This window comes from Kitasatospora sp. NRRL B-11411, from assembly GCF_000721345.1.
GTDB classification, from domain to species: domain Bacteria; phylum Actinomycetota; class Actinomycetes; order Streptomycetales; family Streptomycetaceae; genus Kitasatospora; species Kitasatospora cineracea.
On the sequence record NZ_JOGH01000007.1, the window covers coordinates 55078 to 69964 of the forward strand.

Annotated in this window: 13 protein-coding genes; 3 read left to right on the plus strand and 10 right to left on the minus strand. The window is 71.4% G+C overall.

Annotation, left to right across the window (positions count from 1 at the left end; genetic code table 11):
* Positions 1-20: 20 nt before the first annotated feature.
* From mreD to IH44_RS0105435, 6 genes are all read right to left on the minus strand, one after another.
* Positions 21-665 carry a rod shape-determining protein MreD gene (gene mreD, locus IH44_RS0105410; protein WP_030458239.1) on the minus strand — a complete coding sequence of 215 codons (645 nt, stop codon included), beginning with the start codon at positions 663-665 and terminating at the stop codon, positions 21-23.
* Positions 665-1600, minus strand: a complete 936-nt coding sequence (gene mreC, locus IH44_RS0105415; RefSeq protein WP_030458240.1) for a rod shape-determining protein MreC — start codon at positions 1598-1600, stop codon at positions 665-667. The genes mreD and mreC overlap by 1 nt, the downstream gene beginning before the upstream one ends.
* A 70-nt stretch (positions 1601-1670) precedes the next feature.
* A complete protein-coding gene (locus IH44_RS0105420; RefSeq protein ID WP_030458241.1) occupies positions 1671-2696 on the minus strand; it encodes a rod shape-determining protein in 1026 nt (341 codons plus the stop codon).
* Between the two features lie 364 nt (positions 2697-3060).
* Positions 3061-3474 (minus strand): nucleoside-diphosphate kinase, encoded by a 414-nt coding sequence (ndk, locus tag IH44_RS0105425; protein ID WP_030458242.1) that lies wholly within the window; start codon positions 3472-3474, stop codon positions 3061-3063.
* An 87-nt stretch (positions 3475-3561) separates the two neighbouring features.
* Positions 3562-3945, minus strand: a complete 384-nt coding sequence (locus IH44_RS0105430; RefSeq protein WP_030458243.1) for a DUF4233 domain-containing protein — start codon at positions 3943-3945, stop codon at positions 3562-3564.
* A 6-nt stretch (positions 3946-3951) separates the two neighbouring features.
* Entirely contained in the window at positions 3952-5343 is a 1392-nt protein-coding gene (locus IH44_RS0105435) for a folylpolyglutamate synthase/dihydrofolate synthase family protein (RefSeq protein WP_030458244.1), read from the minus strand.
* A 166-nt stretch (positions 5344-5509) separates the two neighbouring features.
* Here IH44_RS0105435 and IH44_RS0105440 point away from each other — a divergent pair, with 166 nt between their 5' ends.
* On the plus strand, positions 5510-7060 hold the full coding sequence (locus IH44_RS0105440; RefSeq protein WP_051816573.1) for a chitinase: 1551 nt from the start codon (positions 5510-5512) through the stop codon (positions 7058-7060).
* Between the two features lie 64 nt (positions 7061-7124).
* Here the strand turns inward: IH44_RS0105440 and IH44_RS0105445 are convergent, their stop codons facing one another.
* Both IH44_RS0105445 and IH44_RS0105450 read right to left on the minus strand, forming a co-directional pair.
* Complete coding sequence (locus IH44_RS0105445; RefSeq protein ID WP_030458246.1) at positions 7125-7655, minus strand: hypothetical protein; 531 nt, start codon at positions 7653-7655, stop codon at positions 7125-7127.
* Between the two features lie 273 nt (positions 7656-7928).
* Positions 7929-10568 (minus strand): valine--tRNA ligase, encoded by a 2640-nt coding sequence (locus IH44_RS0105450; protein ID WP_030458247.1) that lies wholly within the window; start codon positions 10566-10568, stop codon positions 7929-7931.
* Positions 10569-10726: 158 nt separating this feature from the next.
* On the opposite strand from IH44_RS0105450, the gene IH44_RS42385 reads away from it, so the two are divergent.
* On the plus strand, positions 10727-11659 hold the full coding sequence (locus tag IH44_RS42385) for a hypothetical protein (protein ID WP_051816574.1): 933 nt from the start codon (positions 10727-10729) through the stop codon (positions 11657-11659).
* 45 nt (positions 11660-11704) lie between these two features.
* The gene (locus IH44_RS46230) at positions 11705-12520 is read left to right on the plus strand and encodes a hypothetical protein (RefSeq protein WP_030458249.1); all 816 of its coding nucleotides are present in this window, start codon (positions 11705-11707) and stop codon (positions 12518-12520) included.
* 103 nt (positions 12521-12623) lie between these two features.
* On the opposite strand, the gene clpX is transcribed toward IH44_RS46230, so the two are convergent.
* Both clpX and IH44_RS0105470 read right to left on the minus strand, forming a co-directional pair.
* Positions 12624-13910, minus strand: coding sequence for an ATP-dependent Clp protease ATP-binding subunit ClpX (gene clpX, locus IH44_RS0105465; RefSeq protein ID WP_014135752.1), 1287 nt, complete (start codon positions 13908-13910; stop codon positions 12624-12626).
* Positions 13911-14189: 279 nt separating this feature from the next.
* On the minus strand, positions 14190-14852 hold the full coding sequence (locus IH44_RS0105470; protein WP_030458250.1) for an ATP-dependent Clp protease proteolytic subunit: 663 nt from the start codon (positions 14850-14852) through the stop codon (positions 14190-14192).
* Between the last annotated feature and the right edge of the window lie 35 nt (positions 14853-14887).

Below are 14887 nucleotides of genomic sequence, written 5' to 3' on the forward strand. Positions count from 1 at the left end.
TGCGCGGACTCCGTCCCGGCTCAGGGGCGCTTGGCGAGGCCGAGCGCGCGCTTCTTCTTGTAGGGGGTGGCGGAGGGCTCGCGGGTGGTCCGGTAGCGGGCCAGCGCGCCGAGGCCGGAGCCGCCGTCCGCGCCGCGCTCGGTCTCGTTGACCACCCGGTCGCCGTCGAAGCGGCGGGCCAGCAGCATCACCAGCGGCACCGTGAACGGGGCCAGCAGCACGTCGTACAGCAGGGCGCTGAAGACCAGGCCGGTCAGGCCGACGTGCCGGGCCGCGGTGTCGCCGACCAGCGCGCCCACCGTCGCGTACAGCAGGGTGGAGAGCACCGCGGCGACCGCCACCACGCCCAGCGCGGACAGCGCCGAGCGCTGCCGGCCGCCCTCCGGCCTGAGCAGTCCGGCGCCGTAGCCGACCAGGCAGAGCACCAGCGCGTACCGGCCGACCGCGTGGTCGGACGGCGGGGCGAGGTCGGCCAGCAGGCCGGCGCAGAAGCCGACCAGGCAGCCGCCCGTCGGGCCGTAGACCAGGGCCAGGCCGACCACCACCAGCATCAGCAGGTCCGGGGTGGCGCCGGGCAGTTGGAGCCGGCCGAGGATGCTGACCTGGATCACCAGGGCCAGCACCAGCAGCACGGCGGACAGCAGGATCCGGTTGACGCGCGGCATCAGTTCCCCCCGGTGGTCGGCGGTACGGCGGCGATCGGCGCCTGCGGGTTGCCCGCGGCGCCGGCGGACGCGGCGGGCACCGGCGGCAGCACCGCGTCCCGCGGGTCGGTGCGCGGCGGGACGACCACCACGCCGACCAGGTCGAGCCGGGTGAACTGCACGTACGGCTCGACCAGGATGGTCTTGGTGAGCTGCCCGGGGGTGGCCTGCACCTCCTTGACGGTGCCGACCGGCACGCCGGGCACGAACGGGCGGCCGCTCTGCGAGCCGAAGGTGACCAGCCGGTCGCCGGCCTTCACCTGGGCCCGGCCGTTGAGCAGTTCGATCCGCATCGGCGAGGCGCCCTGCCCGGCCGCGAAGCCGATCTCGCCGCTGCCCTCCAGCCGGACGCCGGCGGTGAAGCCGGGGTCGGAGGCGAGCAGCACGGTGGCGGTGGTCGGGGCGACGGTGGTGATCCGGCCGACCAGGCCCTGTCCGTCGATGACGGTCATGTCGCGGGTCAGGCCGTCGTCGCTGCCGGCGTCGATGGTGATGGTCCAGGAGAAGCCCTGGGCCGCGCCGATCGCGATGACCTGGGCGGCCTTGACGGTGTAGCCGCCGGAGCCGGCCGTGCGCAGCATGTCGTCGAGCTGCTTGGTGCGGCCCGCCGCGGCGTCCGAGGAGGCCAGCTTCTGGCGCAGCTCGGTGTTCTCCCTGGTGATCTGGTCGAGCCGCTGCTGGTGGGTGCCGGCGTCGCGGATCGCCCGGATGTAGCCGGCGACCGGGTCGACCGCGCCGGCCGCGGCGTTCTCCACCGGGCCGAGCGCGGAGGCCGCGGCCCGGCGGGCGCCGCCGAGCGGTGAGTCCTGGCCGCCCTTGATGTCCACGGTGATCAGGGCGAAGGCCACCACCACCAGTAGGACCAGCAGTAGTCGACTCTCTCGGGTGTCCCTCACGGTGCCGCCGCCGCCCCTTCGTGCTGCCTGCCCATCGGCTCGGCTCGTTGTGTAGTTCGAATGGCCTTGCTCAACGACGCGGCTGGGCGTCCAGGACCTGCTGCAGCGCCTCGAACTCCTCGACGCACTTGCCCGCCCCCAGCGCCACCGAGTCCAGCGGGTTCTCCGCGATGTGCACCGGCATGCCGGTCTCCCGGCGCAGCCGCTCGTCCAGGCCGCGCAGCAGGGCGCCGCCGCCGGTGAGCACGATGCCGCGGTCCATCACGTCGCCCGCGAGCTCCGGCGGGCACTGGTCCAGCGTGGTCTTCACCGAGTCGATGATCGAGTTCACCGGCTCGTCGATGGCCTCGCGGACCTCGGCGGCCGAGATCACCACCGTCTTCGGCAGGCCGGAGACCAGGTCGCGGCCGCGGATCTCGGCGTGCTCGTCCTTCTCGCCCTCCAGGCCGAACGCGGAGCCGATCGACATCTTGATCTGCTCGGCGGAGCGCTCGCCCAGCAGCAGGCTGTACTCCTTCTTGATGTGCTGGACGATCGCGCTGTCCAGCTCGTCGCCCGCGACCCGCAGCGACTGCGCGGTGACGATCCCGCCGAGCGAGATCACCGCGACCTCGGTGGTGCCGCCGCCGATGTCGACCACCATGTTGCCGGTGGGCTCGTGCACGGGCAGGCCCGAGCCGATCGCCGCCGCCATCGGCTCCTCGATGATGTGCACCTGGCGGGCGCCGGCCTGCATGCTGGCCTCGACCACGGCGCGGCGCTCGACGCCGGTGATGCCGGAGGGGACGCAGACCACGACCCGCGGGCGGACCAGGTAGCGGCGGCGGTGGATCTTCATGATGAAGTACCGCAGCATCCGCTCGGTGATCTCGAAGTCGGCGATCACGCCGTCCTTGAGCGGACGGATGGCGACGATGTTGCCGGGGGTCCGGCCGATCATCTTCTTCGCCTCGGCGCCGACCGCCAGGATCCCGCCGGTGTTGGTGTTCACCGCCACCACCGAGGGCTCGTTCAGCACGATGCCCTTGCCCCGGACGTACACCAGCGTGTTCGCGGTGCCTAGGTCGATCGCCAGGTCCCGGCCGAGAAACGACAGGTTGTTCGCCATGGGATGTCGAGTGCCTTCCCGAGTTCGGATCAAGGGCGGGGAGCGGACCGACCGCGTGGGCCCGCGAGCGGGCTGACGTCGGCTGAGCAGCCGTTCCGTGCCCGTGAGTTGGGTCCATCGTAGTCACGCCGGTCAGCGCGGACGGCGGGTACGGCGTGCCGCCCATTCTCCGGGGGCGAATCGGCTTCTCCTGGCATTGGGACGCCGTGTCGGAGGGTAGGGTTCCGTGATTTGAGGATTAACGCTCGGAGGGAGCAACCCGGGCCGCCGTCCGGCCCCTGAACTGCGACTTCCCCCGAAACGGCGCCCCATGCCCGGTGCGGGCACGGGACACCGGATCGCTACCGGATCCTCACGCGTGCGCGGGGAAGAAGATCTTGATCTCGCGCTCGGCCGACTCCGCGGAGTCCGAGGCGTGGATCAGGTTCTCCCGGGTGATGGTCGCGTAGTCGCCGCGGATGGTGCCCGCGCCGGCCGCCAGCGGGTCGGTCGCACCGGCCAGCGCGCGGATGCCGGGGATGACGTTCTCGCCCTCGACGACCAGGGCGATCGACGGGCCGGAGGTCATGAAGCCCAGCAGCGGCTCGTAGAAGTCGCGGCCGACGTGCTCGGCGTAGTGCTGCTCCAGGGTCGCGCGGTCGAAGGTGCGCAGTTCCATCGCAGCGAACCGCCAGCCGGCCTTGCGCTCGATCCGGCTGATGATCTCGCCGGCCAGGCCGCGCTGCACGGCGTCGGGCTTGAGCAGGACGAGAGTGCGCTGGGACACGGTACGGCTCCTGAGGTGTTCGGTCGTGCCTGACTGTGCCCCCGACACTACCCCGGCCGTGGGGGCGCCCCGACGCCCAGTCCCACGTCAGGCCGGTCGGGCCGCGGCGGGCGCCGCTCCGGCGGCCGCCTCGGCGGCGGTCTCTGCGGCGGCCCGCTGGGCCTTGAGCACGTCGATCTTGCGTCCGTAGTGCACCGAGCACCACCACAGGCCGCCGAAGACCACGCCGAAGGCGTACATGGTCGGCAGCACCAGTCCGCCGGCCAGCACGGCCAGTTGCAGCGCCCAGCCGACGTACACCGCGCCGGGGCGGGTGATCACGCCGCAGAGCAGCACGCACAGCGCGATCGCCACCGCGCTGACCGCCCAGATGGTGCCGGTGCCGACGTCGGTGAGCTTCATCGCGACCAGGCCGGCGAACATGATCAGCAGGGCCTCGCCGATCAGGGTGGAGGAGCACAGGGTGCGCATCGGCGGTTACTTCCTTCCGAACAGCAGGCGCGCCTCGCCCACCGTGATGACGGAGCCGGTGACCAGGACGCCGGCGCCGCCGAGGTCCTCCTCCTCGGCCAGGGTGACGGCGGCGTCGATCGCGTCGTCCAGCCGCGGCTCGACCTGCACCCGGTCCTCGCCGAAGACCTCGACGGCGATCGCGGCCAGCCGGTCGACCGGCATCGCGCGGTGGGTGGAGTTCTGGGTGATCACGACCTCGGCGAGGATCGGCTCGAAGACCTCCAGCAGGCCGGTGACGTCCTTGTCGCCGCTGGTGGCGATCACGCCGACCAGCTTGGTGAAGCCGAACGCCTCGCCGATCGCGGCGGCGGCAGCCTGCGCGCCGTGCGGGTTGTGCGCGGCGTCCAGGATGACGGTGGGGCTGCGCCGGACCACCTCCAGCCGGCCCGGGGAGGAGACGCCGAACAGCGCCTGCCGGACCTTCTCCTCGTCCAGGTGCTCGGCGCCGCCCTGGCCGATGCCGAAGAACGCCTCGACGGCGGCCAGCGCCAGCGCGGCGTTCTGCGCCTGGTGGTCGCCGTGCAGCGGGAGGAACAGGTCCTGGTACTCGTGGCCGCCGAGGCCGCGCAGGGTGACCAGCTGGCCGCCGACCGCGACCTCGCGGCGCAGCACGCCGAACTCCATGCCCTCGCGGGCCACCGTGGCGTCCACCTCGACGGCGCGGCGCAGGATCGTCTCGGCCGCGTCCAGCTGCTGCTGGGCGACCACGGCGAGCGCGCCGGGCTTGACGATGCCGGACTTCTCGACCGCGATCTCGCCGGTGGTCTCCCCCAGCTTGTCGGTGTGGTCCAGGCCGATCGGGGTGATCACGGCGACCTGGGCGTCGATCACGTTGGTGGCGTCCCAGGAGCCGCCCATGCCGACCTCGACCACCGCGACGTCCACCGGGGCGTCGGCGAAGGCGGCGTACGCCATGCCGGTGAGCACCTCGAAGAAGGACATCGCCACCGGCTGGGCGGCGTCGACCATCCGCACGTAGGGCTCGATGTCCCGGTAGGTCTCGACGAACTTCTCGGGGGTGATCGGCGCGCCGTCCAGGCTGATCCGCTCGGTGACGGACTCCACGTGCGGGGAGGTGTAGCGGCCGGTGCGCAGTTCGAAGGCGCCCAGCAGCTGCTCGACCATCCGGGCGGTGGAGGTCTTGCCGTTGGTGCCGGTGATGTGGATCGAGGGGTAGGAGCGCTGCGGCTGGCCGAGGATGTCCATCAGCGCCTCGATCCGGTCGAGCGAGGGCTCCAGCTTGTTCTCCGGCCAGCGGGTGGCCAGTTCGGCCTCGACGGCGCGCAGTTCGGAGTCGGTGCCGCCGGCGTCGGCGGGACGGACGGTGTAGGGGTTGGGCTCGGCCTTGTCGCTCACCGGGCCAGTCTAAGGACTCCGCACGCCGGGGCCGGACGGCCGCCCCGGACCGCAGGCCCTCTTGACACCGGAATTGGTCTACTCCACCGTGTGAGTCGCTCCCCCGCTCCACGCTCGAAGCTCCCCGCACCGCAACCCCATCGACACTCCCCCACATGGAGATGGCATGCGTGCACCACAGCCCCAACCACAGCCGGGCCGACGCACCGGACGGGCCCTGCTCGCCGGACTGGTCGCGGCCTCCACCGGCCTGGCCGGCCTGCTGATGGCCGGTTCCGGCACGGCCACCGCCGGCGTCGCGCCCAACGTGGACGTGATCGCCAACGGCGACTTCTCGGCCGGCAACCACATCAGCCCGTGGACCTGCGGCCCGACCGTCACCGCGGTGAACAACGCCGCCACCGGCTGGGACCTGCAGGGCGCCCCGGCCGGCACCGACTACGCCAACTGCAGCCAGACCGTCACCGTGCTGCCGAACTCGACGTACACCCTGAGCGCCGTGGTGCAGGGCGGCTACGTGTTCGCGGGCGTCACCGGCACCGGCGGCACCGACCCGTCCACCTGGAGCTCCAACTCCGGCTGGAACACCCTGACCTCGACCTTCACCACCGGCGCGGCCACCACCTCGGTGTCGGTCTGGTTCCACGGCTGGTACGGGCAGGCGCCGTTCACCGTGGACAAGGTCTCGCTGGTCGGCCCGGGCACCGCCGCCAGCCCGTCGCCGTCCGCCACCAGCCCGTCGCCGACGGTCTCGGAGTCCAGCAGCCCGCCGGCCTCGCCGTCCCCGTCGCCGAGCACCTCCACCAGCACGCCTCCGCCGCCGCCGCGCAAGCACCTGCTGACCGGCTACTGGCAGGACTTCTACAACGGCGCGACGCCGCAGCGGATCAGTGACGTCCCGGCCGCGTACGACATCATCGCGGTGGCCTTCGCGGACGCCACCAGCACCCAGGGCGGGATCAGCTTCACCCTGGACCCGACCCTGTCGTCCAAGCTGAACGGCTACACCGACGCCCAGTTCAAGGCCGACATCGCGGCCAAGCGGGCGGCCGGCAAGAAGGTGATCATCTCGGTCGGCGGGCAGAACGGCACCGTCTCGGTGGCCAACTCCACCGCGGCGGCCAACTTCGCCGACTCGGCCTACAGCCTGATCCAGCAGTACGGTTTCGACGGGATCGACATCGACCTGGAGAACGGCGTCAACTCCACCTACATGGCGCAGGCGCTGCACACCCTGGCCGCCAAGGTCGGGTCCGGGTTCGTGCTGACCATGGCGCCGGAGACCATCGGCATGCAGTCCACCGGCGGCGAGTACTTCAAGCTGGCGCTGGCCACCAAGGACATCCTGACCATCGTCAACATGCAGTACTACAACAGCGGGGCGATGCTCGGCTGCGACGGCGGCGTGTACTCGCAGGGCACCGAGAACTTCCTCACCGGCCTGGCCTGCATCCAGCTCCAGGGCGGCCTGCGGCCCGACCAGGTCGGCCTGGGCGTGCCGGCCTCCACCAGCGCGGCGGGCGGCGGCTTCACCAGCCCGTCGGTGGTCAACGCGGCGCTGGACTGCCTGGCCTCCGGCACCAACTGCGGCAGCTTCGTCCCGCCGGCCAAGTGGCCGACCATCGGCGGCGCGATGACCTGGTCCACCAACTGGGACGCCACCGCGGGCAACCAGATCGCCAACACGGTCGGCGCGCACCTGCACGCGATGCCGTGACCTGACCCGCCGGGCGCGGCCCGGGGCGGCGACCCGCCGTCCCGGGCCGCGCAGTGACGATCCGTCAGTACGTCGCGCGGGGCAGCGGCAGCCGCCCCGCGTGCCGGCGGCGCAGTTCGGCGGCGATCTCCTCGGCCTCGCCCTCCGGCAGCAGCGGCAGCATCATCGCCACCGCCTGCACCAGGCCGCCGAGCAGGTAGGTGGTGTCGGGCGTGCCGGCCACCAGGGTGCGCACCTGGGCGACGTCGCCCGCGGCGACCGCCTCCAGCAGCAGGGCGGCGCCGGCCGCCTCCTCGTCCACCGGCACCTGCGCGGTCTCGTGCGGGGCGCGCCGGGCCAGGCCGCGCAGCACCCGGTCGGCGACCTCGGGGGCGTACGCCTTGCGGACCGCCTCGGCGGCGATCCACACCAGCAGGGTGGCCACCTCGCGCTCGACGTGCTCGGCCAGCAGCCGGTCCAGCTCGGTGTCGAAGGCGATCTGGTTTCCGTGCCGGAATGCCAGCAGCAGCGTCGCCGCCCGGGCCTTTGCCGCCTCCACCTCTTCCGCCGGAAGTTCGTCCGGAAGTTCGTCGGCCAACTCCCCGGTCGCCATCATGTGCGTGCCCTCCGTTCGTGCCCCGCCCGAATGGGAACTTCCGCCCACCGTACACATCCGGTGTGCAAAGGTCGCTGAACGCGCGGGGGTGGGCAGCGCAATGCATTCCAAATGGCGCGGGCCGCCAATTGCCGCGTAATGACGCCGAATAGGGGGTGCGTCATCAGTACCGCGACGCGCGGGCAAGGGAATTGACAGACCGCCGGGAACAACTCGGGAAAAGGCGGAGGGCCGCCGCCCCCGGGGGGAGCGACGGCCCTTCCTGACGTGCGGTCAGCCCTGCGGCAGCGCCGCGAGCTGGGCGGTGATCCGCTCGATGTCGGCCTCGGCGGCCGCCAGCCGGGTGCGGATCTTGGCGACCACCTCGTCCGGCGCCTTGGCCAGGAAGGCCTCGTTGCCGAGCTTGCCGTTGGCCTGCGCCTTCTCCTTCTCGGCCGCCGCCAAGTCCTTCTGCAGGCGCTTGCGTTCGGCCGGGACGTCGATGGTGCCGGACAGGTCGAGCTCGACCGTCGTACCGGCCACCGGCAGCGCGGCGGTGGCGTGGAAGCCCTCCTCCGGCTGCGTCAGGCGCAGCAGCGAGCGGATCGCGGCCTCGTGCGCCTCCAGCCGGTGGCCGGCCAACTCCAGCCGGGCCGGGACCTTCTGGGTGTCGCGCAGGTTCTGGTCGTTGCGGAAGCGGCGGATCTCGGTGACCACCTGCTGCAGCTGGGTGATCTCCGACTCGGCGTCGGCGTCCCGGTAGCCGGAGTCCTTCGGCCACTCGGCGACGACCACCGACTCGGCGCCGGTCAGCGCCGTCCACAGCGCGTCGGTGACGAACGGGACGATCGGGTGCAGCAGGCGCAGCGTCACGTCCAGCACCTCGCCGAGGACCCGGCGGGCGCGGTCGGCCTGCTCGCCGCCCTTGTTCAGCGTGGTCTTGGAGAGCTCGACGTACCAGTCGAAGACCTCGTCCCAGGCGAAGTGGAACAGCGCGTCGGAGACCTTGGCGAACTCGAAGTCCTCGTACAGCGCGTCGACTTCGGTGACCGTGGCGTTCAGCCGGGACAGGATCCAGCGGTCCGCGGCGGTGAGCTCCTCCGGCGCGGGCAGCGGGCCCTGGACGGTGGCGCCGTTCATCAGCGCGAACCGGGTGGCGTTCCAGATCTTGTTGCAGAAGTTCCGGGAGCCCTTGACCCAGTCCTCGCCGATCGGCACGTCGGCGCCGGGGTTGGCGCCGCGGGCCAGGGTGAAGCGGACGGCGTCGGCGCCGTAGGCGTCCATCCAGTCCAGCGGGTCGACCGCGTTGCCGGTGGACTTCGACATCTTCTTGCCGAACTGGTCGCGGACCAGGCCGGTCAGCGCGACCGTCTTGAACGGGATCTCGCCGTCCATCGCGTACAGGCCGAACATCATCATCCGGGCGACCCAGAAGAAGATGATGTCGTGGCCGGTCAGCAGCACGTCGGTCGGGTAGAACTTCTCCAGGTCCGGGGTCTTCTCCGGCCAGCCGAGGGTGGAGAACGGCCACAGGCCGGAGGAGAACCAGGTGTCCAGGACGTCCGGGTCCTGGGTCCAGCCCTCGCCGGCGGGCGGCTGCTCGTCCGGTCCGACGCAGACGACCTCGCCGTCCGGGCCGTACCAGACCGGGATCCGGTGGCCCCACCAGAGCTGGCGCGAGATGCACCAGTCGTGCATGTTGTCGACCCAGTCGAAGTAGCGGCGCTCCAGCTCCTTCGGGTGGATCTGCACCCGGCCGTCCCGGACGGCGTCGCCCGCGGCCTTGGCCAGCGGCTCGACCTTGACCCACCACTGCAGCGACAGCCGCGGCTCGACCACGGTCTTGCAGCGCGAGCAGTGGCCGACGGCGTGGTCGTAGGGGCGCTTCTCGGCGACGATGCGCCCCTGCTCGCGCAGCGCGCCGACCACGGCGGCCCGCGCGTCCAGCCGGTCCAGGCCGAGGAACGGGCCGTGCACCGTGATGGCGCCGCGCTCGTCCATCACCGTCAGGTTCGGCAGGTCGTGGCGCTGGCCGATGGCGAAGTCGTTCGGGTCGTGCGCGGGCGTCACCTTGACGGCGCCGGTGCCGAACTCCGGGTCGACGTGCTCGTCGGCGACGACCGGGATCTCCCGGTCCGTCAGCGGCAGCTTGACCGTCCGGCCGACCAGGTGCGCGTAGCGCTCGTCGGTCGGGTGGACGGCGATCGCGGTGTCGCCCAGCAGGGTCTCGGCGCGGGTGGTGGCGACCACGATCGAGTCCTCGCCGTCGCCGTAGCGGATCGAGACCAGCTCGCCGGGGACGTCCTCGTGGTCGACCTCGACGTCGGAGAGCGCGGTCAGGCAGCGCGGGCACCAGTTGATGATGCGCTCGGCGCGGTAGATCAGGCCGTCGTCGAAGAGCTTCTTGAAGATGGTCTGGACGGCCTGGGAGAGGCCCTCGTCCATGGTGAAGCGCTCGCGCGACCAGTCCACGCCGTCGCCGAGGCGGCGCATCTGGCCGAGGATCCGGCCGCCGTAGTTCTCCTTCCACTCCCAGACCTTGTCGACGAAGGCCTCCCGGCCCAGGTCGTGCCGGGACAGGCCGGCCTCGGCGAGCTGCTGCTCCACCTTGTTCTGGGTGGCGATGCCCGCGTGGTCCATGCCGGGGAGCCAGAGCGCCTCGAAGCCGAGCATCCGCTTGCGGCGGGTCAGCGCGTCCATCAGCGTGTGCTGGAAGGCGTGGCCCAGGTGCAGCGCGCCGGTGACGTTCGGGGGCGGGATGACGATGGTGTACGCCGGCTTCTCGCTCTTCGCGTCGGCCGTGAAGTAACCGCGCTCCACCCAGCGCTCGTACAGCTCGCCCTCTACCTCGGCCGGGGCGTAGGTCGTCGGGAGGGTGGCTGCGTCGTCCCCGGCGTGGGAGCTCACGGGGCGCTGGTTCGTCGTGTCGGTCACGACGAACAGTTTACGGAAGGCGGGACCGCGGTTACGAACCGATTGTGTCCGGACCACTCGGGCGCGGTGGGGGGGCCGTACGATAGCGTGCCGCATACTCGACCACTCAACCGACCACAGGGCCGCGCAACTCGTAAGCGGCGGGGGAGACGACGACGATGTACGGCCAGGGGCAGGGACCGCAGCAGTATCCGCAGGGGCAGCCGCAACAGCCTTACGGCGCTCCCCCGCCGCAGCCCGGCTACGGCCAGCCGCCGGCCTACGGCGCCCCCCAGCCGCCCGCGTACGGTGCCCCGCAGCAGCAGGCCCCCGGCTACGGCTACCCGCAGCAGCAGCCCCCGGCCCCGCAGCCCGGCTACGGCCAGCCGCCGCAGGCCCCCCAGCAGTGGGGCGCGCCCCAGCAGCCCGGCTACGGCGGCTACCCGCCGCCGCCCGCGCCGTCCAAGGGGAAGGGCGGCATCATCGCGCTGGTGGTCGTGCTGGGCGTGGTCGCGGTCGGCGGCGGTCTGTGGTGGGGGCTGAAGGGCGGCAGCGGCGGCGGTTCGGACACCGCCGGCAAGTACAAGCTCGCGGTGCAGGACAGCGTGGCCGGCTACACCAAGAAGTCGTCCAACGAGAAGGGCGAGCTGAAGGGCCTGGAGGCCATCGGCACCTTCGAGGGCTCGCTGAGCGTCACCTACCAGAAGAACACCACCGACCTGGCCAGCTTCGGCGGCAGTTGGGGCACCGTGAAGGACCCCGGCAAGGCGATGGACGCCCTGGTCGCCAAGATGAACGACGCGATGAACAGCTCGGACGAGTCCGGCGGCTCCGGCAGCGGCGGCAAGGCGGTCTGGAAGCAGAAGCTGACCGACGTCGACGCCAACGACCCCAAGGACTCCGGCAGCCAGCTGCGCTGCGGCTCCCTCGGCGCCGAGGGCGGCAGCTCCTCCGCCGCCGCGCAGAGCGTGCCGGTGTGCGTGTTCGCCACGCACTCCACCATCGGCACCGTGACGACCAGCAGCCTCGACCCCAAGGGCAAGCAGCTCTCCGTCGACCAGGTGGCCGCGCTGGCCCGCCAGCTCCGGGACGCCTCCACCGTCGCCAAGTAGGACCCCCCACCAGCACCACCTTCACGTGTGAACGGAGCACCAGCCGTGTCCGACAACCAGTTCGGCCCGCCGCAGCCCGGTTTCGGGCCGCCGCAGACCCCCGGCGCCCCGATACCCCCGCAGGGCGCGCCCGCCCCGCAGGCCGGATACGGCTACCCCGGCCCGCAGCAGCAGCCGCCGCAGCAGCAGTCCTGGGGCGGCGCCGCGCTGCCGCAGCAGGGCTACCCGGCCGGTGCGCCCGGCGGCTTCCCGCCCGGGTACCCGGCTCCGCAGAAGAAGTCCCGCAAGGGCCTGTGGATCACGCTGTCCGTGGTCTCCGCGGTGATCCTGGCCGGCGCCGGCGTGGTCGGCTACTTCGCCTACGACACCGTCTCGAAGACCGGCAAGTACAAGGTCGTCATGCCCCCGACCTTCCAGGGCATGAGCAGCGAGGCCGGCGCGGACACCGCGCAGCAGATGGCCGAGCAGATGAAGCAGGACACCGCCTCCGACCCGGACTCGCTCCAGCCGGAGCAGACCGTCGCCGCGCTCTACGCCACGGAGGACGGCAGCCGGATGGTGATCGCGGCCGGCGCCTACGGCAAGGTCTCCCGGCCGTCCGCCCAGGTCGACCAGCAGTTCAAGGACATGGAGAAGGAGGGTGACACCGTCACCCAGAAGAAGTCGGTGGACGCCGGTCCGCTCGGCGGCTCGATGTCCTGCGCCATGGTCAAGAGCAGCGACACCCCGGACCTCGCGGTCTGCGTCTGGGCCGACTACTCCTCCGTGGTGCTGGTGATGGAGAAGTCCGACAGCGTCGACCTCGACAAGGCCGCCGCCGACACCCGCGAGCTGCGCCAGGCCGCCGAGGTGCTCAAGTAGCCTTCGCCGCAAGGCGGTTGGGCGGCCCGGAGGCCGCACGCGGAAGGGGCCCCGCACCGGTCGACCGGTGCGGGGCCCCTTTCCGTCCGGGCCGGGCGGCGCCTCAGGCGCTCTTCTCCCGGCGCTCGCGCTTGATCATGTCGCGCGGGACCAGGGTCGGGATGGCGTGCTTGGAGACGACGTCCCCGGTGACCACCACGCGGGCGACGTCCTGCCGGGACGGCACCTCGTACATCACGGACATCAGCACCTCCTCCATGATGGCCCGCAGACCGCGCGCGCCGGTGCCGCGCAGGATCGCCTGGTCGGCGATCGCCTCCAGCGCGTCCCGGGTGAACTCCAGCTCCACGCCGTCGAGTTCGAACAGCTTGCGGTACTGCTTCACCAGCGCGTTCTTCGGCTCGGTGAGGATCTGCAGCAGCGCCTCGCGGTCCAGGTTGTGCACGCTGGTGATGACGGGGAGGCGGCCGATGAACTCCGGGATCATCCCGAACTTCACCAGGTCCTCCGGCATCACCTGGCGGAAGTGGTCCGCCGAGTCCACCTCGCGCTTGGAGCGGATGGTCGCGCCGAAGCCGATGCCCTTGGCGCCGGCCCGGCCCTCGATGATCCGCTCCAGGCCCGCGAACGCACCGCCCACGATGAACAGCACGTTGGTGGTGTCGATCTGGATGAACTCCTGGTGCGGGTGCTTGCGGCCGCCCTGCGGCGGCACCGAGGCGGTGGTGCCCTCCAGGATCTTCAGCAGCGCCTGCTGCACGCCCTCGCCGGAGACGTCCCGGGTGATCGACGGGTTCTCGCTCTTGCGGGCGACCTTGTCGATCTCGTCGATGTAGATGATCCCGGTCTCGGCCTTCTTGACGTCGTAGTCGGCCGCCTGGATCAGCTTCAGCAGGATGTTCTCGACGTCCTCGCCGACGTAGCCGGCCTCGGTCAGCGCGGTGGCGTCCGCGATGGCGAACGGCACGTTCAGCATCCGGGCCAGGGTCTGCGCCAGCAGCGTCTTGCCGGAGCCGGTCGGGCCCAGCAGCAGGATGTTGGACTTGGCCAGCTCGATCGCGTCGTCCCGGCCGCTGCCGGAACGGCCGGCCTCGCCGGCCTGGACGCGCTTGTAGTGGTTGTAGACCGCGACCGACAGCGCCTTCTTGGCGAGGTCCTGGCCGACCACGTACTGGTCCAGGAACTCGTAGATCTCGCGGGGCTTCGGGAGTTCCTCGAAGCGCACCTCGGAGCTCTCGGCGAGCTCCTCCTCGATGATCTCGTTGCACAGGTCGATGCACTCGTCGCAGATGTACACGCCTGGCCCGGCGATCAGCTTCTTCACCTGCTTCTGCGACTTGCCGCAGAACGAGCACTTGAGCAGGTCGCCACCGTCTCCGATGCGTGCCACGAGGTGCTTCCCCTTCGCCAGGGGCCCCGCGGGGGTCGGGGCCTGGTGCTGTGAGACCGGCTTCGCCGTCGGCGGTCGGTCTGGTATCCGACGGTACTCTGCCGAGCCGCTGTTTCCGCCGACTTCGACCGCTCTGCCCTACGCCCTGGGCGAATTGATACCGAACAGATGCCGTCGCGGGCGCATGGACCCGACTGCCCATTGTGCGGGACGGGAGCCCGGACCGGAACGCCCCGGAGCGGGGCGTACGTCACGTACGCACCGCCCCGGGGCGGGGGTTCAGTCGGTGTAGGAGTTCTTCCGGGTCGAGACGATCTGGTCGATCAGCCCGTACTCCAGCGACTCCTCGGCGGTGAGGATCTTGTCGCGCTCGATGTCCTCGCGGACCTGGTCGACCGACTTGGTCGAGTGCTTGGCCAGCATGGTCTCCAGCTGCTCGCGCATCCGGAAGATCTCCTTGGCCTGGATCTCCAGGTCCGACACCTGGCCGCGACCGGTCTCGGTGTACGGCTGGTGGATCAGCACCCGGGCGTTCGGCAGCGCGAGGCGCTTGCCGGGGGTGCCCGCGGCCAGGATCACCGCGGCGGCCGAGGCGGCCTGGCCCATGCAGACCGTCTGGATGTCCGGCTTCACGAACTGCATGGTGTCGTAGATCGCGGTCAGCGCGGTGAACGAGCCGCCGGGCGAGTTGATGTAGAGCGAGATGTCCCGGTCCGGGTCCATCGACTCCAGGCAGATCAGCTGCGCCATGATGTCGTTCGCCGAGACGTCGTCCACCTGCGAGCCGAGGAAGATGATGCGCTCCTCGAACAGCTTGGCGTACGGGTCGTACTCGCGGATGCCCTGCGAGGTGCGCTCGACGAAGCGCGGGACGATGTAGCGGCCCTCGGCGCGCATGTCCTCCAGGCGGGCCTGGGCACCGGACAGGCTGGGGATGTTCATGGTTTCTGGTCCTCCGAAGCGTGCGGTCAGGGTTG

Coding starts and splice junctions, on each gene's coding strand:
- mreD (WP_030458239.1), bottom strand. CDS start 665: ATGCCGCGCGTCAACCGGATCCTGCTGTCCGCCGTGCTGCTGGTGCTG.
- IH44_RS0105430 (WP_030458243.1), bottom strand. CDS start 3,945: ATGCGCACCCTGTGCTCCTCCACCCTGATCGGCGAGGCCCTGCTGATC.
- IH44_RS0105440 (WP_051816573.1), top strand. CDS start 5,510: ATGCGTGCACCACAGCCCCAACCACAGCCGGGCCGACGCACCGGACGG.
- IH44_RS0105445 (WP_030458246.1), bottom strand. CDS start 7,655: ATGATGGCGACCGGGGAGTTGGCCGACGAACTTCCGGACGAACTTCCG.
- IH44_RS42385 (WP_051816574.1), top strand. CDS start 10,727: ATGTACGGCCAGGGGCAGGGACCGCAGCAGTATCCGCAGGGGCAGCCG.
- IH44_RS0105470 (WP_030458250.1), bottom strand. CDS start 14,852: ATGAACATCCCCAGCCTGTCCGGTGCCCAGGCCCGCCTGGAGGACATG.